The sequence below is a fragment of the Flavobacterium sp. genome (assembly GCF_013823965.1).
Taxonomy (GTDB): domain Bacteria; phylum Bacteroidota; class Bacteroidia; order Flavobacteriales; family Flavobacteriaceae; genus Flavobacterium.
In genome coordinates, this window is record NZ_PNNA01000032.1 from 36,058 (window position 1) to 59,643 (window position 23,586).

The window sequence follows — 23,586 nt, forward strand, 5'->3', positions numbered from 1 at the left end:
GAAACGGATTTTAATCCGTTGAATATTAAAAAAACAACAAATTTATAAATCATTAAATTCAAAAAATGTCAAAACAATTCTCCGATTTAGGAATCCAGGAATCAATTACAAAAGCACTTGATGATTTAAAAATTGTTGTGCCAACGGAAATCCAGCAAAAAACAATTCCATTGCTTTTATCCACCAAAACCGACTTTGTTGGATTGGCCAAAACGGGAACAGGAAAAACCGCCGCATTTGGATTACCATTACTTCAATTGATTGATGCTAAAAATACTGCTGTCCAAGCTGTTATTTTGGCTCCGACTCGTGAATTGGGACACCAAATTTTTACCAATTTGGAAGCTTTCGCCAAATATCTCCCAGCAGTTTCCATTGCCGAAACTTGTGGAGGAATCCCTATAAAACCCCAAATCGAACGATTGGCTTCGCCAACTCATATTGTTGTGGCTACACCGGGAAGATTGATCGATTTGATTCAGCGCAAAGCCATCAGTTTGAAAGAAGCCCAATTTTTGGTTTTGGATGAAGCCGACGAAATGGTTACCATCCTGAAAGAAGGCTTGGACGAAATCATTGCCGAATTACCCAAAAATCGCAGAACGTTTCTTTTTTCGGCCACGATGCCCGGAACCATAAAACAATTGATTCAGAACTACTTGAACAAAAATGTGGTTCAAGTTAGTGCCAATATGGAAACATTGGGAAATCAAGGAATTGATCACCAATATATTGTGGTTGATCCCATCGAGAAATTGGACGTTTTGATGCATTTCTTGACTTCCAAAGAAGGAGAACGCGGTATTATTTTTTGCAAAACCAAGGCTGCGGTCAATAAATTGGCTAAAAATCTGGCCATCAACCGATTTTCTTCAGGTGCTTTGCACGGGAGTTTGTCGCAAGGAATCCGTGACCGAATCATGGAACAATTCCGTGAAGGACACATCAATATTTTGGTTGCCACCGATTTGGCAGCTAGGGGAATAGACGTAAAAGAAATGGCTTATGTGGTCAATTACCATTTGCCTGATACTTATGAAAATTATGTTCACCGCAGCGGAAGAACCGCAAGGGCAGGAGCAAAGGGGCTTTCATTGACCGTTTTGCAACAAGAAGAAGTGGAAGAAATTGCCGATTTCGAAAGAGAATTGGGAATTCAATTTACCAAATTTCAAAAACCGTCTGCCGAAAATATCGAGGAAAACAACACGCTTTTGTGGGCCAAACAAATCTTCAAAACCAAGCCCAATCACGAAGTTTCGGCCGAATTCAAAAACAAGGTCAAAACCATTTTCCATCATTTGACCAAAGACGAATTGATCGAAAAATTGTTGGCCAACCAATTGCTTCAAACCAAAACCGATTCCATTAAAGAAAAACCGGTAAAAAAATCCAAAAGAAGCACTAAACTTTTCAAATCTTGAAAAGAAAAATTTCATAATTGTTTTGCAGAAAAATGATGTGATCTTTTTGAAATTATTTAAGAAAAATAATATATTTACTTTGTCAAACAGTTTGTGCCGACAACATCTGTCGGCTTAATTACCTACGATTATTAACTGCCTGAATATTTTAAATGAAAAAAAAAATACTAGTTTGCCTCGTCTTATTCATCATTGGCACAAAATTATTTTCGCAAAATTTAACCTACATACCCGGTCCTTCAGGATATGGAACCAATGCTACTGCCGATGACAGAACATTGGTGCCATTTTTTAAAGACCAATCCTATATTTATTGCTCGACCTACAAAGTGACATCCACAAATCCGATTGTCAGGAAAGGCTGCATCGTCAGGGTCAATATTTCGGACAACAGTCAATATGTATATCCAGACGATGTTTATTTACCGACAAATGGTGGTTTCAATGCAAAAAAATTGAACAACAACATTTTTTTCAACATTGGAATTCGACTTGCCCGAATAAATACGACGACGAACAAACTAACCGTAATTTCGAATGACGCCGAAGATTACGAGATATTTGACCGTTACATAATGTATGAAAATTATAATTCTTCAGGACTTTATATCCTTGATTTAAACACTAATGCAACTACACAACTATATTCTCCAAACAGTAGAAATTTCTACCGACTTGGGGCAACTTATTACGATAAAGATACCGGAATGTTATATTTTAGAAGCCAATACATTACTATGGGGGTTTATTATGGATTTTACAAATACAATCCATCCACTAAAGCAATAACGGAAATTGTGGGAAGAAATGTGGTGTCAGGCTCTGAAATCTATCAAAATAGGGATGAAATTGCCAGAGTAAACGACAACCTCGTTTTCTTGATGAAAGACACGGATTATAAAATGAAATATTTTTCGGCAAATCTAACCACGGGACTGCTCAATACTTCCTTTACTTTCAATACTAATACGGTATTTGACACTTCGGTCAATGATGTAATGGTTAATAACAATACCGTTTATATTACCAGCGGTGGCAAGGTTTTGACATCCGATGGCGTGACAACTCCCGTTGAAACCAATTATCAACCATTTTTTGAGTATTCCACGGGCTATTCCATTGATGTCGTAAATTATAACAATGAATCTTATATCCAACAATATAGTCCAGAATATGGTGCGGAACTTTGGAAATACAATTGGACTCTTATGCAAAAACAATTGGTAAAAGACATCACTCCCGGCACTGAAGGTTCTTTTGCAGGGAATATTAGTGGTGGAAATTTACACAAAAACAAACTCTTGTATATTGCGAATATTGGCTCTTTGGCTTATTCATTATATGTCACTGACGGAACTTCGGACGGGACGGTTTGTATCTTGGACAACAGCAAATTCAGTTTAATATCCAAGCTTTTGACCGAAGACGACACTCTGTATTTTTATGGAGAGAATGCCACCAACAAAGGATTGTTCGCTTTGGATTATCAGATACTTTCCAATGAAAATTTCTCGAAAGACAAAAAAGTCAATTTTTATCCCAATCCGGTAAAATCTGACCTGAATTTTTCAGAAAAAATGGATGAAGTCAAAATAATGAACTTAAATGGGAAGATTCTTGGGTTGGAAAAGAATATTTCTAAACTTTCATTGGAACATTTGCAAAAGGGAATTTATTTGATTGAATTCAAGACTGAAAATCAGGGGAAAATTATTGAAAAGTTGATCAAGATCTAAAGTGTTCCATCTTGAACAACGCTCTTGCTACAAAGTTTGGCCAGTTCCAATGCAGCAAAGCTTGTTAAAAAATTCAAAAACTAATTTTTGCAGCTGAATATATATTGTACTTTTATAAAAATCATTTTTATAAAAATTTCGATATGCAAATAGTGATCATAGGAGGCGGTTTTGCAGGCATTAATTTGGCCAAAGACTTGACAAATTATAAAGGAATTGAAGTAACGCTTGTTGACAAAAACAATTACAATTTCTTTCCACCATTGATTTATCAGGTGGCAACGGCTTTTTTGGAGCCTTCCAGTATCAGTTATCCATTTCGAAAATTTTTTGTGGGCAAAAAGAACCTGCAATTCCGTTTGGGCGAATTGCAAAAAGTGGTTCCGGCCGAAAATAAAATCATCCTCAACAACGGCGAATTGCAGTACGACCAGTTGGTTTTTGCCACCGGAGCTGAAACGAGTTATTTTGGGATGGAAAATGTCAAGAAAAATGCCATTCCGATGAAAACGCTCAATGATGCCATCGAAATGCGCAATGCTTTGTTGAAAAATTTGGAAAAAGCATCCACTTGCAAAGACATAAGAGAACGTAGAAAATTTTTGACCATTGTAATCGCCGGCGGTGGGCCAACAGGGGTGGAAGTATCCGGAATGTTTGCCGAAATGCGAAAAAATATTTTACTCAAAGAATATCCCGAATTGGAAACGTCTGCCAGCAATATTTATTTGGTCGATGGTGGTGATGCTTTGCTGTCGCCAATGAGTAAGGAATCGCAAGAAGATACTCTTGAAGCCGTGACCAAATTGGGAGTTATTGTAAAACTCAATACCCGAGTAATTGATTATAAAGACGATACGGTTTTCTTTGCCGATGGGAAAACCATCAAGACCAAAAACTTGATATGGGCGGCAGGCGTTTCCGCCAGGGAATTTGAAGGAATTCCGGCAGAAAGTTACGGGCGCGGTAAACGAATGCTAACCGATGCTTTCAACAAAGTGAACGGTACCGAAAATATCTATGCCATTGGCGATACCAGCATTCAATTGACCGATGTTGATTTTCCCGGAGGCCATCCGCAATTGGCACAAGTAGCCATCCAGCAAGGCGTGAATTTGGCGCAAAACTTCAAGTTGATGCTCCAAAACAAACCGTTGAAACTTTTTAAATACAACGACAAGGGTTCTATGGCGATTATCGGAAAAAACAAGGCCGTCGTGGATTTGCCCAAACCCAAAATGCACTTCAAGGGCTTTTTTGCCTGGATGATTTGGCTTTTTGTCCACCTGATGTCGCTAATCACTTATCGTAACCGAATTAATACATTTTACCATTGGATGATTGCGTATTTTTCGAAAGACCAATCCTTGCGGATGATTATCAGGCCAGAGAAAAGAACAAAAGGGGATGCTTAGCAATTCTTTTCTTTCAAATATCCTAAATACTCATCTATTAAATTTCTTTGTAGCAATAAATTGTTAACAATAATTTAAAAATTCTATTTTACATAATATAAATTATAGTTCAAAATAATATCCATATGAAAGCACCAAAAATCAGGTTTTTCAATGCTTTTTTATCGTTAACCATTAAAAAAGGATTATCAAAACTTTAGTTTCTATTTAATAAATAAGAAATGTGTAAATAAATCGTTTTACTACATCAATGCTGGTATTATAATTTTTTAATTCATTATTTTTACATTCGACTATATTTAAACCCTTATGAACACAATTGCAGAACACATTGCCGATTTTTTAAAAAAATATCCGCCGTTTGATCATTTGAATTTTCAAGAATTATCAGAAATTGCTACAAGCATTCGCGTGATAAATTTGGAGAAACACAAAATTTTGTTCCAAATAAACGATGCTTTACACGATAGCTTTTATGTGGTTGCTTCGGGAATTGTCAATTTATCCGTAATTGCCGATGCCGAGGAAACATTATTGAATAAATGTGTTGATGGAGATATTTTTGGTCTACGTCCTTTTTTTGCCAAAAACAATTACATGATGACGGCCAAAGCTCGTGAAGAAAGCATTATTTATGCTATTCCCATCGCTGTTTTCCGTCCTTTTGTTGCCAATAATTCGGAGGTTTTGGACTTCCTTTTGCAAAGTTTTGCAACAAATACAAGTAATCCCAATGACAAGGAAAATTTTCGTGGAAAACTAATTTCTGACAACGTTTACTATTCGAACCAACAATCTGAAATTCAATATTTTCAGTTATTGGCTTACAATAATTCTCCTGTAAAAGTGGACGAAACAAAAAGTATTCAAGAAGTCGCCCAACAAATGACGGATTCCTTGACTACTGGCGCCATCATTGCCAAAGATAATTTTCCTGTAGGAATAGTTACCAATACTGATATGTGTGCAAAAATTGCGACAGGACGATTTTCCATCAACACCGCAATTGACAAAATCATGTCATCGCCCGTGGTAACCGTTGTGGAGAACATTTCTTTGGCCGAAGCGCAATTGATAATGTTAAAAAATAACGTGACGCATTTGTGCGTGACCAAAGATGGTTCCGATAAATCGGAAATTAAAGGAATTATTTCAGAACACGATTTAATTGTTGCCCAAGCCAATAATCCCGGGGTTTTGATAAAAGAGATAAAACGTTCCCAATCGGCAAAAGATTTAAAATCAATTCGTGACCGATTGACCACTCTTATTCAAAAATCAATTCACAAAAATGTATCCATTGCCAATATCAACAATATTGCGAGCGAAATCAATTTGGCTATTATCAAGCGTTCCGTTGAATTGTCCATTTTGGATTTGGGCTCCCCTCCTGTCCGTTTTGCTTGGTTGAGCATTGGTAGTCAAGGACGAAAAGAGCAATTATTGCCCACAGACCAGGACAGTATTTTGATTTTTGAAGACGTCACTGCAGATAAGTACAGGGACGTAAAAGATTATTTCCTGAAATTAGGAAAAAGGACGACTGCCATTCTGGAAAAAGTGGGTTATGAATTCTGTCCAAACGGACACATGGGAAGCAATATGCTTTGGTGTAAATCGCTGACTGACTGGGTGAAACAATATGACAATTGGATGAATACTCCAGGAGAAAACAGCAATGAAATTAGTAGTATTTTCTTTGACTTCGAAATAGCTTTTGGAGAACAAAAAATAGAGGAAGCAATGGAGAATGTTATTTTCAATAATGCAAAAAACAATGTCTTGTTCTTTGATTTTCTTGGAAATGACGCCTTGAGAAAAAATGCTCCATTAAGTTTTTTCAAGAAATTTAATGTGGAAGAAGAAGGCATAAACAAGGACAAGTTCGACATCAAAACGCGTGCATTGATGCCGCTTATTGATGGAGCCCGATTATTTTCGTTGAGCCACAACATTCGAGGAGTCAATAATACATACATGAGATTTAAGCAATTGGCCATAGTGGATCCAAGAAATGCAGAGATTTATTTAAATTGTGCCGAAGCCTTTTTGATTTTGTCTAAATTCAGGACTTTGGAAGGGTTAAAAAATGATAATTCGGGACAATTTATAAATTTGCAAGAATTGTCAAAAATAGACAAGGAAAATTTAAAAAATGCTTTGGCTCCAATGAGAGAATTAGAAGAATTAATTAAAACAAAGTTTCAACTTACCCAATTTTCATAAAATGTTAGACTGGATAAAAAACATCAATAAAGAATATCCTGAATTTTGGAAGTTATACCTTTCTAAATTTGACAAAAAATCGAAGCGTTTCGTTGTTTTATCTACTGAAACTTCCGGTTTGAGTCTTGAAAAAGACGTGATTTTATCGATTGGCGCTTTTTCGGTAATCAACAATAGCATCATCATTGCAGATAGTTTTGAAACCATTTTGGCACAATACAAATTTTTTCACGACAACGGAATTTCAAATGAATTTACCATTGAAACCAAAATGAAAAAACTTGGAGAACCCGAGGCAATCCAAGCTTTGGTGGAATTTATCGGAAATTCGGTATTGGTGGGACACCACATTGATTTTGACGTGGAAATGATCAATGCAGCCTTGGAAAGATTGGGTTGTGGAAGATTAAAAAACGAAGCTTTGGATATTGATGTGATGTATCGAAAACTGACGGACATCAATAACAAACAATTTTCTCTTGAAGAATTATGCAATATTTACAAAATTCCTAAAAGTGACAGGAATTCCTCTACAGAAGATGCTTATAAAATTGCCTTGCTTTTCCTGAAATTAAAATCAAGACTGGGATTAAATTAAACCTGTAAAGAGAACGAATATTATGGCGAAAAAAAAGCGAAATAGAAATTCTATCTCGCTTTTTTAATTTTTACTCGGGACTACTTCACTTAACCTTCAACTCGGTTTTCAAGTTAAGTGAATGTAAAATGACTATCTTTAATTGATTTCTTTAATATGTTTTAACTAATTCAATTATATTAGCCAATAAAGATGTTTGTCAAAATCCCTGCGCACCAAAGGTGTATGTCGTATTAACCAATTTTTTTCATTGCCGTCATCGATTCTCTCAACCACGCTCCCACTTCTTCGATAGGATGTTGACGAATTTCTTTGTTTACAGCAATAAGAACTGCATTGTCAACTCCGTTTGTGGTAGAAAATGGTTTTCCAATGATATTGGTTTCAACCGTTTTCATAAAATCAGCCAATAATGGTTTGCAGGCATGGTCAAATAAATAACAACCGTATTCTGCTGTATCAGAAATGATTCTGTTCATTTCGTATAATTTTTTTCTGGCTACAGTGTTGGCAATCAAAGGCAATTCGTGCAAAGACTCATAATAAGCCGACTCTTCGATGATGCCTGATTCTGTCATGGTTTCGAAAGCCAATTCAACACCGGCTTTTACCATTGCAATCATCAAAATTCCGTTGTCAAAATATTCTTGTTCCGAAATGTGGGCAGCTGTTGGAGCTGTTTTTTCGAAATTAGTTTCAGCTGTTGCAGCTCTCCAAGTCAATAAATTAACATCATTGTTGTCCCAATCAATCATCATGTTTCTTGAGAATTCCCCAGAAATGATGTCATCTTGATGTTTTTGGAATAATGGACGCATGATGTCTTTCAATTCTTCGGCAATTTTGAACGCTTCGATTTTTGAAGGATTGTTCAAACGATCCATCATGTTGGTGATTCCGCCGTGTTTCAAGGCTTCCGTGATGGTTTCCCAACCGTATTGGATTAATTTTGAGGCATAAGCTGGCTCGATTCCTTTTTCAACCATTTTGTCAAAACACAAGATGGAACCGGTTTGCAACATTCCGCAAAGAATGGTTTGTTCTCCCATCAAATCCGATTTTACCTCGGCAACGAAAGACGAATTTAAAACTCCTGCTTTGTGTCCACCAGTGGCAACGGCATAGGCTTTTGCTTGTTCGAAACCTTCTCCGTTTGGATCATTTTCGGGGTGAACCGCTATTAAAGTTGGAACACCAAAACCTCTTTTGTATTCTTCACGAACTTCAGATCCTGGACATTTTGGTGCACACATGATAACCGTGATGTCTTTACGAATTTGCATTCCCTCTTCCACGATGTTGAAACCGTGCGAATAAGCCAATGTGGAACCTTGTTTCATCAATGGCATAATAGCCGTAACAACCGCAGTGTGCTGTTTGTCTGGTGTAAGATTGCAAACGAGGTCGGCCGTTGGAATCAATTCTTCATAAGTTCCCACTTTGAATCCATTGTCGGCAGCATTCATGAAAGAAGCTCTTTTTTGAGCGATGGCTTCAGCACGCAAAGCATAAGAAATATCCAAGCCTGAATCTCTCATGTTCAAACCTTGGTTTAAACCTTGGGCGCCGCAACCTACGATAACTATTTTTTTTCCTTTAAGTGCTTCTATTCCATTTGAAAATTCGGACTGGTCCATGAATTCGCAAACGCCTAATTGTTCTAACTGTAATCTAAGTGGTAATGAATTGAAATAATTTGCCATTGTTTAGTATTTAATTTATGATTTTAATTCCTCTAATAAAGTTGATATTTCCATTTTTTCCTTGGAAACGGATATTCTTCCGGAACGAACGAATTGCATGATTCCAAAAGGTTTTAGTTTGTTGTACAAGTCGTTGATTTCAGAGCGTTTTCCTGATTTTGAAATCACGAAAAAGTCTCTGGACACGGTTACGATTTCAGAGTGGCTTTCCTTGATGATGTTCTGGATTTGTCTTTCGTCGAAAAGTAAGCTCGATTCAATTTTGAAGATGGCACTTTCCAAGAAAATGGTTTCTTCGTCAATATGATAAAAAGCCTTGATGACTTCGATTTGTTTTTCGATTTGACCTACAATATTATGTACCCATTTTTCGGTGGTGTTGACCACGATGATGAATCGGGAAACGTTTTCAATTTCCGATTCGGATACATTTAAACTCAAAATATTGATGTGGCGTTTCAAGAATATTCCTGAAATCCGGTTCAATAAACCTACATTGTTTTCTGAATAAACAGAAATGGTGAATATTTTATTTTCCATAATTTTAACTTAATCGCATATCTGAAACCGAAGCTCCTGTTGGAATCATTGGGAATACGTTGTTTTCTTTTTCTACCATCACTTCCAAGAAATAAGATTCTTTTGAAGCCAACATTTCGGCAACGGCTCCATCCAATTCTTCTCTTTTGGTCACTTTTCTTGATTTAATGTGATAGCCTTCTGCAATGGCAATAAAGTTTGGATTTGTCATCACGGTGGAAGCATATCTGCTGTCAAAAAACAGTTCTTGCCATTGGCGAACCATTCCTAAAAATTCATTGTTGAGCACCACAATTTTTACCGGAACTTTGGTTTGAAATATAGTTCCCAATTCTTGAATCGTCATTTGAAAACCGCCATCTCCAATAATGGCAACCACTTCGCGATCCGGCATTCCCATTTTGGCTCCAATGGCTGCAGGCAAAGCAAATCCCATTGTTCCCAAACCTCCTGAAGTAATGTTGCTTTTAGAGGAATTAAATTTGGAATAGCGACAGGTAAACATCTGGTGTTGTCCAACGTCTGAAACCATTATGGCATCTCCTTTAGAATGTTTGTTGATCATTTCGATGGTTTCTCCCATCGAAATTCCGCCATTGGTTGGCGTTAATTCTTCTTTGATGACACTGTCAAATTCGATTTTATATTTTTTCTTGAATTCATTGTGCCAAGAATCGTGCGTTTTGCTTTCGATAAGAGGAAGCAATGCTTGCAAAGATTCTTTGACATCGGCTAAAATGGCAACGTCTGTCTTTACATTTTTGTCGATTTCCGATGGATCAATTTCAAAATGGATTACCTTGGCTTGTTTGGCATAAGTGGCCAAATTTCCAGTCACACGATCATCGAAACGCATTCCTAATGCAATCAAAACATCGCATTCGTTGGTCAATAAATTTGGTCCGTAATTTCCGTGCATTCCTAACATGCCCACATTCAACGGATGATCCGTTGGCAGTGCAGAAAGTCCCAGAAGTGTCCAAGCGGCTGGAATTCCAGATTTTTCCACTAATGCTTTTAATTCGGCTTCCGCTTCACCAAGAATTATTCCTTGTCCAAAAAGGATATAAGGTTTTTTGGCAGAATTGATTAAATCTGCTGCCTCTTGCAATTTTTCAAGATTCAGCGTTGGTTTTGGATTGTAACTTCTAATGCTGGTACATTTTTTATAACTAAATTCCAATTCGTCAAATTGGGCATTTTTGGTAATGTCAATCAAAACTGGTCCCGGACGTCCTGATTTTGCTATGTAAAAAGCTCTTGCGATAATTTCCGGAATTTCGTGAGCTTCCGTAACTTGGTAATTCCATTTGGTTACCGGAGTAGAAATTCCGATAATGTCGGTTTCCTGAAAGGCATCTGAACCCAATAAATGTTTCCCAACTTGTCCCGTGATGCAAACCAAGGGTGTGGAATCTATTTGGGCATCGGCAATTCCGGTTACTAAATTAGTAGCTCCTGGTCCCGAAGTGGCAATGGCAACGCCAACTTTTCCAGTTGCTCTGGCGTAACCTTGTGCCGCGTGTGTTGCTCCTTGTTCGTGACGCACCAAAACGTGGTGCAATTCGTCTTTAAATTTATATAATTCGTCGTAAACCGGCATAATGGCACCACCTGGATAACCATAAACCAAGTCTACTCCTTCTTCCAGCAAACATCGTATAACAGCTTCTGCGCCTGATATTTTATTATTTTTCATTATTGTTATTATTATTTTTCCTCTCTCCAACCAAGCCTAGACATAAAGCCGACATTGGCAAAGGAGATTTATTATATTATTTTAAAACTGTATTCTACAAACTATAATCTGCCAACTGAAAACTATTTATCGGTTACGCATCCTGTCGAGGCACTCGAAACCGATCTGGCATATTTAAGTAAAACTCCTTTTGTCGCTTTCAAAGCGGGTTGAACCCATTTGGCTTTTCTTTCGGCAAATTCTGCATCAGATATCTTAAGATTGATGGTGTTTTTCACGGCATCAATAGTAATTAAATCCCCATTTTCAACCAAGGCTATTCCGCCTCCGTCGTAAGCTTCTGGTGTTACGTGGCCTACCACGAATCCATGTGAGCCTCCAGAGAATCTACCGTCTGTAATCAGGGCAACGCTGCTTCCCAGTCCTGCACCCATGATGGCAGAGGTTGGTTTGAGCATTTCCGGCATCCCTGGACCACCTTTTGGCCCACAATACCGAATGACGACTACATCCCCAGGTTTGACCATTCCGTTTTGAATACCCGGAATAACATCGAATTCTCTTTCGAAAACAACGGCGGTTCCTTCAAAATATTCTCCTTCTTTGCCGCTTATTTTGGCAACACATCCTTCAGATGCCAAGTTTCCGTATAATATCTGGATGTTTCCAGTCGATTTTAATGCTTTTTGGATTTCATGAATCACTTCTTGACCGTCCTGCAAATCTGGTACGTTGGCTAAGTTTTCGGCGATTGTTTTTCCGGTTACGGTCAAACAGTCTCCGTGGATGAATCCTTCTTTCAACAAATATTTCATTACCGCTGGAACACCGCCCACGGCATGTAAATCTTCCATCATATATTTTCCGCTTGGTTTTAAGTCGGCAAGTACCGGGGTTTTATCACTGATTTCTTGAAAATCTGTCAAGGTAATTTCGATATCCACAGCATGCGCCATGGCAATCAAATGCATCACGGCATTGGTCGAACCTCCCAAAACGGCCACGATAGTAATGGCATTTTCAAAAGCCTTGCGAGTCATGATGTCTCTAGGCTTGATATCTTTTTCCAGCAAAATTCGGATGGCTTTTCCAGCCTCGTCACATTCGCGTCTTTTGTCTTCGCTCAAAGCGGGATTGGACGAACTGTAAGGCAAGCTCATTCCCAATGCTTCAATGGCCGAGGACATAGTGTTGGCAGTGTACATTCCGCCACAAGCACCTGGTCCTGGGCAAGAATTTTGAATCACTCCTTTATAATCTTCGTCGGAAATGGTTTTCTGAAATTTTTTTCCCAAGGCTTCAAAAGCGGAAACGATGTTCAGGTGTTCCCCTTTCCATCTTCCGGAATTTATCGTTCCTCCATAAACCATAATGGATGGACGATTCACTCTTCCCATCGCAATCAAGGCTCCCGGCATATTTTTGTCGCAACCCGGAATGGCAATCAATCCGTCGTACCATTGCGCTCCCATTACGGTTTCGATGGAATCGGCAATTACGTCACGGGAAACCAAGGAATAACGCATTCCGTCGGTTCCGTTTGAAATTCCGTCGCTTACGCCAATGGTATTAAAAATCAATCCCACCAAATCGGCATCCCATACCCCTTTTTTGACATCTTTGGCCAAATCATTCAGATGCATATTACAAGTATTGCCTTCATATCCCATACTGACAATACCGATTTGGGCTTTTTTCAAATCCTCTTCGGTCAAGCCAATTCCATACAACATTGCCTGCGCAGCAGGTTGTGTTACGTCTTGGGTGATGGTCTTGCTGTACTTGTTTAATTCCATTATTTTTGTATTCTTTTTAAATTTAGGCCAAAAAAAAACCTTCCAAAATCATCGGAAGGTTTTAAATATTTTTTTAATTATATCTATAACATTCCTCCTGCACATGTGATTACCACATTGACATTAATAATTGAAGGAATAATTGCGAATAATTTCATTTGTCTTTTTTTCTGCATCAAATGTATAAAAACAAATGAAATAAAAAAAGGGAACTATAAAATTATGATTATATTCAATTACGATGTCTATTTTTTATCCCTTAAACGATGGTTGATTGTCCTATTTGCACAAAATCATTTTTGAAATAAGAATCACCTTCATTTAATATATAATTGGCAATAAAATCGCCTACTTCATTCGTCCCAAATTGGGAATCTACTTTCAAATCTACCGTGACGACATTGTTGATAATGGTTCTTTCTACAGCTGCGATGACTTTTTTGGCTTCTTTCGACAATCCAAAATGTTCCAATAGCAAGGCTACCGAAAGTATGGATGCTATTGGATTCGCAATGTTTTTTCCTTTGGCTTCGGTATAACAACCGTGGATGGGTTCAAAAAGGGAATGTTGGTCTCCTATCGATGCAGAAGACATTAATCCTTTTGAACCTGAAATTACGCTGGCTTCATCGGACAAAATATCTCCAAATAAATTATCGGTTAGCAAAATGTCAAACTGTCTTGGGTTCAAAATAATTTGCATGGCAGCGTTGTCAACATACAAACATTCCAAAGTTACCTCTGGATATTCTTTGGCAACTTCCGAAACCACTTTTCGCCACAAACGGGAAGTTTCCAATACATTGGCTTTGTCCACCAAGGTTACTTTCTTGCGTCTGGTTTGGGCGGCTTTGAATGCCAAATGCGTGATTTTTGCAATCTCGTCTTCGTTATATTCACACAAATCCGAAGCATAAGTTCCGGCTTCATTCATGGTTTTTTCTCCAAAATACATGCCGCCGTTCAATTCCCTGTAAACTATAAAATCGGTTCCTTTTAATACTTCCTTCTTTATGGGAGAAGAATCCATCAATTTAGGATAGGCTTTTATGGGTCTAATGTTGGCAAACAAACCCAGTTCTTTTCGAAGTTTGAGCAATCCTTGTTCAGGACGTACTTTGGCACTCGGATCATTGTCGTATTTTGGGTCTCCAATGGCTCCAAACAAAATAGAATCCGTGTTTCTGCACAAATTCAAGGTTTGTTCCGGAAGCGGTTTGCCCGTTTTTTCAATGGCGATGGCTCCTATGTAAGCGTCTTCAAAAACAAACTCGTGATTGTAAACCACGCCAATAGCGTACAAGGCTTTTTTGGCTTGCAAAGTTACCTCTGGACCTATCCCGTCCCCCGAAAGTACTGCTATTTTTAAGTTCATTTTTTTATTTTTTCTCTCCCTGACGCTTTCCAAACTAAGAAGGGGTTGGGAAATTAAATTTATAATTTCTTGTCGTTTTTTTACTTAATGTTGTAAAAATACAGAACACGGAATACTAATTTCTTATCAATTCACTTTGTATTTTGCAAGCTTCAATAATTTGATGAATATCGGTATCCAAAACTTCTTTTTTAATATCGGCAAATTTCAAGAATTCTACATATACGATGTCCAATTGTATTTTTGTCAACTCATACCCTACTTTTTTGGCTCTGTAAGCCAAGGCTGCCCTACCGCTTCTGGCGGTAAGAATGATGGAAGATTCATTGACGCCCACTTCCAACGGATCCATGATTTCATAAGTTTCCCTGTTCTTGATGACGCCGTCTTGGTGAATTCCGGAACTGTGTGAAAAGGCGTTGGCACCCACAATGGCTTTGTTGGGTTGTACAATCATTCCCATGCTGTCAGAAACCAAACGACTCATTTCGTTCAATTCTCTGGTGTTGATGTTGGTATCCAAATTCAAGTAAGGATGTTGCTTGAAAATCATCACTACTTCTTCCAATGCCGTGTTTCCGGCTCTTTCCCCTATTCCGTTTATGGTACATTCTATTTGTCGGGCTCCATTGATGGCTCCGGCAATAGAATTGGCAGTGGCCATTCCTAAATCGTTGTGACAGTGACAAGAAATAATTACGTTTTCAATTCCTTTTACGTTTTCTTTCAAGTATTTTATTTTTGCACCGTATTCTTCTGGCAAACAGTATCCTGTTGTATCCGGAATATTAAGTACGGTAGCTCCTGATTTTATGACTTCCTCACAGACTCGAGCCAAGAAATCATTCTCGGTTCTTCCGGCATCTTCCGCGTAAAATTCTACGTCTTCAACATAGGATTTGGCATAAGAAACGGCATATTTTGCACGGGCAATAATATCTTCTCTCGTGGTGTTGAGTTTGTGTACAATGTGTGAATTCGATGTTCCAATTCCGGTATGAATACGAGGTTTTTTTGCATATTTTAAAGCGGCGGCAGCAACATCAATATCGTTTTTTACTGCTCTGGTCAAACCGCAAACAGTGGCGTTTTTTACAATTTTGCTTATTTCTGAAACGGATAAAAAATCGCCTGGACTTGAAACTGGAAAACCGGCTTCGATAACATCAACTCCCATTTCGTCAAGCCTGTTTGCGATAACGAGTTTTTGATTGGTATCTAATTTGCATCCTGGGACTTGTTCCCCATCTCGTAAAGTGGTATCAAAAATTTGGACTTTCTCTCTATTCATTTTAAAATATTTAATGTAATTTCACATCTTCGAACAAAAATAGATTTCATTACTTTAAAATAAAATTCATTTTTATAGATTATACTATTTATAAAACAAATAAAAACTTTGTAAATATCTAAAAAACAATAAGTTACATCATTATATTTTACAATGGCTAACCATCAAAAAGATTCTTTATTTGTATTGATTAAATCACTTTCTAAATCTGAAAAAAGACAATTCAAGATTTTTGCGAGTCGGCTTGAAACAAGTTCCAATACAAAGTTCATTGAATTATTCAACATTTTGGACAAATCAGAAGTCTACGACGAGAAAATTATATTGAAAAACGGCATCATCAAAAAGGTGCAATTATCCAATCTCAAATCCTATTTATACAAACAAATTTTGGTAAGTATTCGGTTGAATATTCCCAGCCAAAACATACGTTACCAATTGCGGGAACAAATCGATTTTGCTGTCATTCTTTATAACAAAGGCCTGTACAAGCAAAGTTTGAAAATATTGGACAAAACCAAGCAGCAAGCCATGGAGAACGACGAGAAATACATGGCTTATGAAATCGTGGAATTCGAAAAACTGATTGAATCCCAATACATTACCCGAAGTATTCAAGGTCGCGCCGATGAATTGGTCGTTCAAGCCAAGGAATTGAATTACAAGAACACCATCTCCAGCAAATTGTCGAATTTATCCCTGCAATTGTACGGCATCATGCTGAAAACAGGTTATGTAAAAAGCGATGCGGAGTACAAATATATCGATGATTATTTCAACAAACACATTTCTAAATTTGACGAAAAAAAGTTTGGATTCCGGGAAAGATACTGGTATTACAATGCCTATCTCTGGCGCAGTTTCCTGGTTCAGGACTTTTTGTCCTGCTATAAATATTCGCACAAATGGGTGACGCTTTTTTATGACAACAGGAACATGATTTTTCTCAATCCCGTGTTTTTCTTGAAAGGAAACCATTATTTGTTGGAATCTTTGTTCATGTTGAAATACAAGACCAATTTCAAGAAATATTTGGAAATGCTGGAAGAAACCATCAACGATCCCCAATTTCCCATCAACGACAATATTACTTCACTGTCGTTCCTGTATTTGTACAACAACAAATTGAATTACCACATTCTCGAAGGTACTTTTGCCGAAAGCGAATACCTGATTCCCGAAGTTTTGGACAAAATAAAGTTGCACAGCGAGCATCTGGACGAACATCACGAAATGTTGTTTTACTATAAAATTGCCTGTATTTATTTTGGCACCGAAAAATATACGGAGTGCATCTTTTACCTGGAAAAAATCATCAACAACAAAAACCTATATGTTCGGGAAGATTTAGCGTGCTTTGCCCGATTATTGTGCTTGATTGCCCATTATGAATCCGGGAAAGATTTCAACATCGAAAACCAGTTGATAAGCACTTATAAATTTTTGATTAAAATGAATGATTTGCATGAAGTGCAAAAAGAAATCATCCGCTTTTTGAAAAAACTGAACACCATTTATCCAAGCGACATCAAAAAGGAGTTTATAAAAGTGAAGGAACGTTTTGTTGAATTGGAAAAAAACACCTACGAAAAAAGGGCTTTCCTGTATCTCGATATCATTTCGTGGTTGGAAAGCAAAATCGAAAACCGAAAAATAAGCGACATCATCAAGGAAAAAGCAAGATTGAATAATCGCTAAATTTAAAAAAGTAATCTTAAAATTGATTACTTTTGTACTCTGGCAATCAAGGCTCCAAAGGAGCATTTTTGTAGATAAAAAAGGGATGTTAATGAACCCAATGATAAATATTACAATAGATATTTTCAGATATCGAAATATCAAACGACGAGACGCTTTTTTGTCGTAGTAATTCTTTGTACTATTTTCTTGCGTTGAAGTTCTTTTCAACGCAAATCATTAACATAAACACAAAAAAAATGGAACTTCCCTATATAGAACCGTTTAAAACTAAAATGGTCGAAAATGTGCCTGTCAGCACAAAAGAACAACGCAAACAATGGATTGAAGAATGTCAATTCAACCTTTTTAAATTAAGCTCGGACAAAGTAACCATTGACCTGTTAACCGACTCAGGAACTGGCGCCATGAGCGACAAACAATGGGCCGAAATTATGCTTGGGGATGAAAGTTATGCCGGTTCACTTTCCTATCATAAACTCAAAGACACTATCGAAGAACTGCTGGGTTTCGAATATTTTTTGCCAACTCATCAAGGTCGGGCTGCCGAAAACGTGCTTTTTTCGGTTCTTGTCAAAGACGGAGACATTGTTCCCGGAAATTCGCATTTTGACACGACCAAAGGCCATATTGAATTTCGTAAAGCCAAAGCTGTAGATGTTACCATCGACGAAGCTTTCGACACTTCAGTTTATCATCCATTCAAAGGCAATTTAGACTTGAACAAGCTCGAAAAAGTGCTTCAGGAAAATCCTAAAGAAAAAATACCACTTATTTTAATAACGATTACCAATAATACCGCTGGTGGTCAACCCGTTTCGATGCAAAATATGCGTGAAGTTTCGGCTTTGGGAAAGAAATACGGTGTTCCGGTATTTATTGATGCGGCAAGATATGCTGAAAATGCTTATTTCATCAAAGTTCGTGAAGACGGTTATGCAGATAAATCCATCAAGGAAATTATTTTGGAAATGTTTTCTTATGCGGAAGGTTGCACCATGAGCAGCAAAAAAGACGGTATCGTTAACATTGGAGGTTTTATCGGTTTGCGCAGCCAAGAAACATTCCGTCAAGCATCTACTTTCAACATTATTTATGAGGGATTTATCACTTATGGCGGTATGGCAGGACGTGATATGGGCGCTTTGGCACAAGGTTTGAGAGAATCTGCCGAGTTTTCGTATCTGGAATCCCGTATTGGTCAGGTGGCCTTTTTGGGTTCCAAATTAAAAGAATTTGGCATTCCGGTACAAGAACCTTTTGGTGGACACGCTATTTTTGTGGATGCAAAAAAAATGCTGCCCAATGTTCCGCAAAAGGAATATACGGCGCAACTTCTAGCGGTTGAACTGTATATTGAGGCAGGAATTCGTGGTGTCGAAATTGGTATTTTGCTGGCCGACCGTGACCCAGAAACACGCGAAAATCGTTATCCCAAGCTGGAAATGGTGCGCTTGGCAATTCCCCGACGGGTGTATTCCAATAATCACATGGAATATGTGGCAGTGGCATTAAAAAATGTTTTTGATCGTCGCGAGGAGCTGAAAAGTGGCTTCACCATTATTTGGGAAGCGCCTATTATGCGTCATTTCACTGTGGAATTGGAACGAATAGAAAAAAAGGATTTGTTGTTTTCGAATCAATCAAAAAACCTTGAATTGGTTACAAACGAATTGGAAGTTTAAATATTTCTAAGAAAAAGTGAGTGAGGAAATGAAGATTTTGAAAGATAAATTTATTATCAATGTAAAAAATCAAAAAACGCAAGTTTACTAATTTAGGAACTTGCGTTATTATTTTAATTCAAACTTCTGTACTCATTCGGAGTATAACCTACCCTTTGCTTAAATAATCTTGAAAAATGTTGAGGATATTTGAAACCGAGTTCGTAAGCAATTTCATTTACTGTTTTATTATCACTTAAAATTTGATTTTTGGCTACATCAATTATTTTATTTTGAATATACTCTTGAGCCGATTTCCCAGTTTCTTTTTTAATCAAATCACCAAAATAATTGGCTGATAAATGCAGTTCGTCAGCACAATAGGCAACTGATGGCAAACCGATAGTATTGGGTTTATCTGATGCAAAATAATGATTTAAAATATCTTCAAATTTTTCTAAAACACCTTTATTTACACTTTCTCTAGTTATAAATTGCCGGTCATAAAATCGGTCACAATAGTTGAGGAACAACTCAATATTAGAAGCAATCAGTTTCTTGCTGTGCTTGTCCACACCAATTTCTAACTCCGATTTTATTTTGGAAAAACTATCCAAAACAATTTGTCGTTCACGCTCTGATAAGTGTAAAGCTTCATTAGTATGGTAACTAAAGAAATTATAATCATTCAAACTTTTAAAAAGCGATGTACCGTGTACTAAATCAGGATGAAAAACCAGTGCATATCCTTTAGGCTGATATACCTCACCTGTAGTTTCGATCTCCATTACTTGTCCAGGAGCGGTAAAAACCAATGTCCCTTCTTGATAATCGTAATAATTGCAGCCATAACGTAAATCACCACATTTTATATCCTTCAAAAAAATGCAATAAAAACCATAGTAAATCTTGACACTTTTTTGACCATTCCAGGATCTTTCACTTGCTTTTGAAAAATCGATGACACTGATCAATGGATGCAAAGTTTCCGTATTGTTAAAATCGTTGTATTGACTAATGGTCTCAAACTTGACTATATTTTCCATAAATTCACTCATTTGATGACACAAATTTAGACATTTAACAACATCAATGACCACGCTGTTAGAGCAATAAGTAATATTGGTAGAACAATCCGTAATCAATATACTTTCCACTTCGATTTTCTAGAGGAAATTTGCATAACAGAAATATAAGTTCGCTTTTTCTGGAATAATAAATCAAATTTTTAAAATACAAAATAATGCAAACAATAAAATTAAACAACGGAATAGAAATGCCAATTTTAGGATTTGGAGTTTTTCAAATACCTGATGCAGAAGCATGTGAAAAAGCAGTTTTAGAAGCCATTGAAAGTGGTTATCGTCTAATTGATACTGCTGCATCCTATATGAATGAAGAAGCCGTTGGTAATGCTATTAGGAAAAGTGGTATTTCAAGAGAAGAATTCTTTATTACAACCAAAATTTGGGTACAAGATATGGGATATGAAAAAACAATGAAAGCATTTGAAAAATCATTGAATAAATTACAATTAAATTATCTTGATTTATATCTTATTCATCAACCTTATGGAGATGTTTTTGGTTCTTGGAAAGCGATGCAAGAATTAGTACAACAAGGAAAAATTAAAGCTATTGGTGTAGCAAACTTTCATCCTGATAGAGTAATGGATTTAATTGTGAATAGTGGTTTTATTCCAGCTATTAACCAAATTGAAACACATCCTTTTCTACAACAAGCAGAAACCCAACAATTTCTTCAAGAAAACAAGGTTCAAATCCAATCTTGGGGACCATTTGCAGAAGGAAAAAATAACATCTTTCAAAACGAAATTCTTTTGTCTATTGGCGATAAATATAACAAGTCGGTTGCACAGGTTGTACTTCGTTGGTTAACACAACGTGGTGTAGTTGTAATTCCTAAATCGGTTAAAAAAGAACGTATGGAAGAAAACTTCAATATATTCGATTTTCAACTTTCTGATGAAGATATGAAAGCCATAGCAGTAATAGACACAAACCAAAGTCTGTTTTTTGATCATCGAAATCCACAAATGGTAAAAAATTTAAGTGAATACAGAGTAAATTTATAAAAGACATTAACCTTTAAAAAATAAATTATGAACCGTAGAAACCTTTTAAAAACAGCAGGATTAGCCATTGCAGGAAGTGCTATTTTACCTTTTGATGCTTTAGCTAGAACATCCAATGAGAACCAAAATAGCTTGACAAACGACAACACTTCTTTGTTAGTTTCTGATAAAAGAAAATTAGGCAAATTAGAAGTTTCAGCAATTGGTCTTGGAGTTCAAAATATGCACAGAACCTATCATACAATTGTTCCATCACGCAAGGAAATGCACAACATCATTCAATCTGCTTTTGATAATGGAGTAACCTTGTTTGATACTGCTGAAGCGTATGGTCCGTTTGAATGTGAAAAGATTTTAGGTGAAGCAACAGCATCATTCAGAGATAAAATTGTTATTGAAACTAAATTCGGATTTAACATTGGCGGAGACGGAAGACGTTCGGGTGGTTTAAATAGTGATCCCGACCATATCAAAAAAGTAGTTGAAGCGAGTTTAACAAGATTAAAAACGGACAGAATTGATTTATTATACCAACATAGAGTTGATTCAAGTGTACCGATTGAAGATGTTGTCGGAGCAATAAAAGATCTAATAAAAGAAGGAAAAGTTTTGTATTACGGACTTTCAGAACCGGGAATTCAAACCGTGAGAAGAGCACACAAAGAACATCCAATTTCAGCTATTCAAAATGAATATTCACTTTTATGGCGAGGTCCTGAAGCAGAAATAATTCCGCTTTGTGAAGAATTAGGAATTGGCTTTGTGCCTTGGAGCCCATTAGGCATGGCATTTCTAACAGGTGCAATTGATGTGAATACTCGTTTTGCACAAGGAGATTTCAGGGGTTTTGTATCACGTTTTTCTCCTGAAAACCTTGTAAAAAATATGCTTTTAGTCGATTTGATAAAAAAATGGGGCATTCGAAAAGAAGCTACTCCTGCTCAAATTTCGTTGGCATGGTTATTAGCACAAAAACCTTGGATTGTTCCAATTCCGGGAACGACACAAATGACACACATGAAAGACAATGTTGGCGCCAATAACGTCAAATTCACCGCAACGGAACTTCAAGAATTTACCAACGAATTAAATGCAATACCAATTTCGGGCGAAAGATTACCGGCCGGTGTGCAAGCAATGTCGGGAGTGGAAGCCGCTTTGAAGAAATAGATGAATAAAATTAATCCCTTGGGTGAAATTGTCAAAAATCTCGGTTTGAGCTAGATTTTTTTTTAAAAGCAATATAAAATGCCCTTTTCTTTGTCAGGCTGAGCTTGTCGAAGCCCTTTCAAATAAAAACGTCAGCAGTGTTTTTGCGTAATGGAATGAAGCAAAAAAAGTATGGAGAACCGTTTTCATCCAAGGGGGTAAATTTCTTTCCAAAAATCTAATTAAGATTCCTGTATTCATTGGGTGTTACGGTTGTTTTTAGTTTGAACAATCGGGTAAAATGTTGTTGGTATTTGAAACCCAATTCCGTTGCAATGTCATTGATGTTTTTTGTGGCATCAAACATTCTCAGTTTTGCTTCATCAATCAAGCGCGATTGTATGTAATCCAAGGCGGTGCTGCCCGTTTCTTTCTTGATTAGGTCGCCAAAATAGTTTGGAGACAGAAAAAGTTCCTCGGCACAATAGGCAACGGTGGGCAATCCTAGAAGCGCTGCTTTGCCGGATTTGAAATAGTCGCTCAGCAAATTTTCAAACCGGGCCAAAATATCTTTGTTGGCATTGCTTCGCGTAATGAATTGGCGGTCATAATAACGTTGGCAATAGTTCAAAAACAGTTCAATGTTTGACACAATAAGCGTATTGCTGTGTTTATCAATGTTTTGTTCAATTTCCTCGTGAATTTTTTTCAGGCAGTCAACAACGGTTTGTCGTTCTTTCTTTGACAAATGCAAAGCTTCGTTTACTTCGTAGGAAAAGAAACTATAATCCTTGATGGTTTTTGACAAATGGGTTCTCGCAATCAAATCGGGGTGAAAAATCAATCCATATCCTGACGGCTTTGTGGCAATACCCTTGCTGTCAATTCCATATACTTGTCCGGGTGAAATAAAAACCAAGGTTCCGTCCTCATAATCATAAGGTTGACAGCCGTAGAGCATATTGCCGCATTTAACGTCCTTCAAGAAAACGGCATAAATCCCCATTCTTCTTCGGAAATGCGTTATCTGCGCCATATCGTTAAAATTGATTACGCCAACCAACGGATGCAAAGTGTCGACTCCTGCATATTTGTTGTATTCATTCACGGTGTCTATTCGATCAACTTGTTCCATATCTTTTTGAATTACAATACAAATTTAGCAAACCCAAACGCC

At 37.2% G+C, this 23,586-nt stretch carries 17 protein-coding genes; 9 read left to right on the forward strand and 8 right to left on the reverse strand.

The genetic code is table 11. From position 1 onward, the window contains the following. Positions 1–65 precede the first annotated feature (65 nt). The 5 genes from C0430_RS03415 to C0430_RS03435 all read left to right on the forward strand — a co-directional run bounded on the left by C0430_RS03415 (position 66) and on the right by C0430_RS03435 (position 7,399). Entirely contained in the window at positions 66–1,424 is a 1,359-nt protein-coding gene (locus C0430_RS03415) for a DEAD/DEAH box helicase (protein WP_290865494.1), read from the forward strand. Positions 1,425–1,576: 152 nt separating this feature from the next. Further along, positions 1,577–3,160: a T9SS type A sorting domain-containing protein gene (locus C0430_RS03420; protein ID WP_290865496.1), complete on the forward strand. Its 1,584-nt coding sequence runs from the start codon at positions 1,577–1,579 to the stop codon at positions 3,158–3,160. Between the two features lie 143 nt (positions 3,161–3,303). Further along, positions 3,304–4,575, forward strand: a complete 1,272-nt coding sequence (locus C0430_RS03425) for an NAD(P)/FAD-dependent oxidoreductase (RefSeq protein ID WP_290865498.1) — start codon at positions 3,304–3,306, stop codon at positions 4,573–4,575. Positions 4,576–4,884: 309 nt separating this feature from the next. Then, positions 4,885–6,801: a DUF294 nucleotidyltransferase-like domain-containing protein gene (locus C0430_RS03430; RefSeq protein WP_290865500.1), complete on the forward strand. Its 1,917-nt coding sequence runs from the start codon at positions 4,885–4,887 to the stop codon at positions 6,799–6,801. Position 6,802: 1 nt separating this feature from the next. After that, positions 6,803–7,399, forward strand: a complete 597-nt coding sequence (locus C0430_RS03435) for a 3'-5' exonuclease (RefSeq protein WP_290865502.1) — start codon at positions 6,803–6,805, stop codon at positions 7,397–7,399. A gap of 233 nt (positions 7,400–7,632) precedes the next feature. On the opposite strand, the gene ilvC is transcribed toward C0430_RS03435, so the two are convergent. From ilvC to C0430_RS03465, 6 genes are all read right to left on the reverse strand, one after another. After that, positions 7,633–9,102 carry a ketol-acid reductoisomerase gene (ilvC, locus tag C0430_RS03440; RefSeq protein WP_290865504.1) on the reverse strand — a complete coding sequence of 490 codons (1,470 nt, stop codon included), beginning with the start codon at positions 9,100–9,102 and terminating at the stop codon, positions 7,633–7,635. A 15-nt stretch (positions 9,103–9,117) separates the two neighbouring features. Then, on the reverse strand, positions 9,118–9,642 hold the full coding sequence (ilvN, locus tag C0430_RS03445; protein ID WP_290865506.1) for an acetolactate synthase small subunit: 525 nt from the start codon (positions 9,640–9,642) through the stop codon (positions 9,118–9,120). A 4-nt stretch (positions 9,643–9,646) separates the two neighbouring features. Next, positions 9,647–11,341, reverse strand: coding sequence for a biosynthetic-type acetolactate synthase large subunit (ilvB, locus tag C0430_RS03450; RefSeq protein ID WP_290865508.1), 1,695 nt, complete (start codon positions 11,339–11,341; stop codon positions 9,647–9,649). A gap of 122 nt (positions 11,342–11,463) precedes the next feature. After that, positions 11,464–13,137: a dihydroxy-acid dehydratase gene (ilvD, locus tag C0430_RS03455; protein WP_290865510.1), complete on the reverse strand. Its 1,674-nt coding sequence runs from the start codon at positions 13,135–13,137 to the stop codon at positions 11,464–11,466. Positions 13,138–13,396: 259 nt separating this feature from the next. After that, a complete protein-coding gene (leuB, locus tag C0430_RS03460) occupies positions 13,397–14,512 on the reverse strand; it encodes a 3-isopropylmalate dehydrogenase (protein ID WP_290865512.1) in 1,116 nt (371 codons plus the stop codon). Between the two features lie 115 nt (positions 14,513–14,627). Then, the gene (locus tag C0430_RS03465) at positions 14,628–15,803 is read right to left on the reverse strand and encodes a 2-isopropylmalate synthase (RefSeq protein ID WP_290865514.1); all 1,176 of its coding nucleotides are present in this window, start codon (positions 15,801–15,803) and stop codon (positions 14,628–14,630) included. 153 nt (positions 15,804–15,956) lie between these two features. Here C0430_RS03465 and C0430_RS03470 point away from each other — a divergent pair, with 153 nt between their 5' ends. Together C0430_RS03470 and C0430_RS03475 are read left to right on the forward strand one after the other, a co-directional pair. Further along, the gene (locus C0430_RS03470; protein WP_290865516.1) at positions 15,957–17,501 is read left to right on the forward strand and encodes a hypothetical protein; all 1,545 of its coding nucleotides are present in this window, start codon (positions 15,957–15,959) and stop codon (positions 17,499–17,501) included. Positions 17,502–17,740: 239 nt separating this feature from the next. Next, positions 17,741–19,186 carry a tryptophanase gene (locus C0430_RS03475; protein WP_290865519.1) on the forward strand — a complete coding sequence of 482 codons (1,446 nt, stop codon included), beginning with the start codon at positions 17,741–17,743 and terminating at the stop codon, positions 19,184–19,186. A 113-nt stretch (positions 19,187–19,299) separates the two neighbouring features. Here the strand turns inward: C0430_RS03475 and C0430_RS03480 are convergent, their stop codons facing one another. Further along, positions 19,300–20,211 (reverse strand): helix-turn-helix transcriptional regulator, encoded by a 912-nt coding sequence (locus C0430_RS03480; RefSeq protein WP_290865521.1) that lies wholly within the window; start codon positions 20,209–20,211, stop codon positions 19,300–19,302. Positions 20,212–20,408: 197 nt separating this feature from the next. Between C0430_RS03480 and C0430_RS03485 the strand changes: the two genes are divergently transcribed. Together C0430_RS03485 and C0430_RS03490 are read left to right on the forward strand one after the other, a co-directional pair. Next, the gene (locus tag C0430_RS03485) at positions 20,409–21,260 is read left to right on the forward strand and encodes an aldo/keto reductase (protein ID WP_290865523.1); all 852 of its coding nucleotides are present in this window, start codon (positions 20,409–20,411) and stop codon (positions 21,258–21,260) included. Positions 21,261–21,287: 27 nt separating this feature from the next. After that, entirely contained in the window at positions 21,288–22,430 is a 1,143-nt protein-coding gene (locus C0430_RS03490) for an aldo/keto reductase (protein ID WP_290865525.1), read from the forward strand. A gap of 217 nt (positions 22,431–22,647) precedes the next feature. Here C0430_RS03490 and C0430_RS03495 read toward each other — a convergent pair whose 3' ends face one another. Continuing rightward, positions 22,648–23,544, reverse strand: coding sequence for a helix-turn-helix transcriptional regulator (locus tag C0430_RS03495; protein ID WP_290865527.1), 897 nt, complete (start codon positions 23,542–23,544; stop codon positions 22,648–22,650). Positions 23,545–23,586: the final 42 nt, after the last annotated feature.

Excerpts from the sequence above, each read along its gene's own strand:
- C0430_RS03470 (WP_290865516.1), top strand. The coding sequence starts at position 15,957 with ATGGCTAACCATCAAAAAGATTCTTTATTTGTATTGATTAAATCACTT.
- leuB (WP_290865512.1), bottom strand. The coding sequence starts at position 14,512 with ATGAACTTAAAAATAGCAGTACTTTCGGGGGACGGGATAGGTCCAGAG.
- ilvB (WP_290865508.1), bottom strand. The coding sequence starts at position 11,341 with ATGAAAAATAATAAAATATCAGGCGCAGAAGCTGTTATACGATGTTTG.
- C0430_RS03495 (WP_290865527.1), bottom strand. The coding sequence starts at position 23,544 with ATGGAACAAGTTGATCGAATAGACACCGTGAATGAATACAACAAATAT.
- C0430_RS03430 (WP_290865500.1), top strand. The coding sequence starts at position 4,885 with ATGAACACAATTGCAGAACACATTGCCGATTTTTTAAAAAAATATCCG.
- C0430_RS03435 (WP_290865502.1), top strand. The coding sequence starts at position 6,803 with ATGTTAGACTGGATAAAAAACATCAATAAAGAATATCCTGAATTTTGG.
- C0430_RS03475 (WP_290865519.1), top strand. The coding sequence starts at position 17,741 with ATGGAACTTCCCTATATAGAACCGTTTAAAACTAAAATGGTCGAAAAT.
- C0430_RS03425 (WP_290865498.1), top strand. The coding sequence starts at position 3,304 with ATGCAAATAGTGATCATAGGAGGCGGTTTTGCAGGCATTAATTTGGCC.
- ilvD (WP_290865510.1), bottom strand. The coding sequence starts at position 13,137 with ATGGAATTAAACAAGTACAGCAAGACCATCACCCAAGACGTAACACAA.
- ilvN (WP_290865506.1), bottom strand. The coding sequence starts at position 9,642 with ATGGAAAATAAAATATTCACCATTTCTGTTTATTCAGAAAACAATGTA.
- C0430_RS03485 (WP_290865523.1), top strand. The coding sequence starts at position 20,409 with ATGCAAACAATAAAATTAAACAACGGAATAGAAATGCCAATTTTAGGA.
- C0430_RS03465 (WP_290865514.1), bottom strand. The coding sequence starts at position 15,803 with ATGAATAGAGAGAAAGTCCAAATTTTTGATACCACTTTACGAGATGGG.
- ilvC (WP_290865504.1), bottom strand. The coding sequence starts at position 9,102 with ATGGCAAATTATTTCAATTCATTACCACTTAGATTACAGTTAGAACAA.
- C0430_RS03415 (WP_290865494.1), top strand. The coding sequence starts at position 66 with ATGTCAAAACAATTCTCCGATTTAGGAATCCAGGAATCAATTACAAAA.
- C0430_RS03420 (WP_290865496.1), top strand. The coding sequence starts at position 1,577 with ATGAAAAAAAAAATACTAGTTTGCCTCGTCTTATTCATCATTGGCACA.
- C0430_RS03490 (WP_290865525.1), top strand. The coding sequence starts at position 21,288 with ATGAACCGTAGAAACCTTTTAAAAACAGCAGGATTAGCCATTGCAGGA.
- C0430_RS03480 (WP_290865521.1), bottom strand. The coding sequence starts at position 20,211 with ATGGAAAATATAGTCAAGTTTGAGACCATTAGTCAATACAACGATTTT.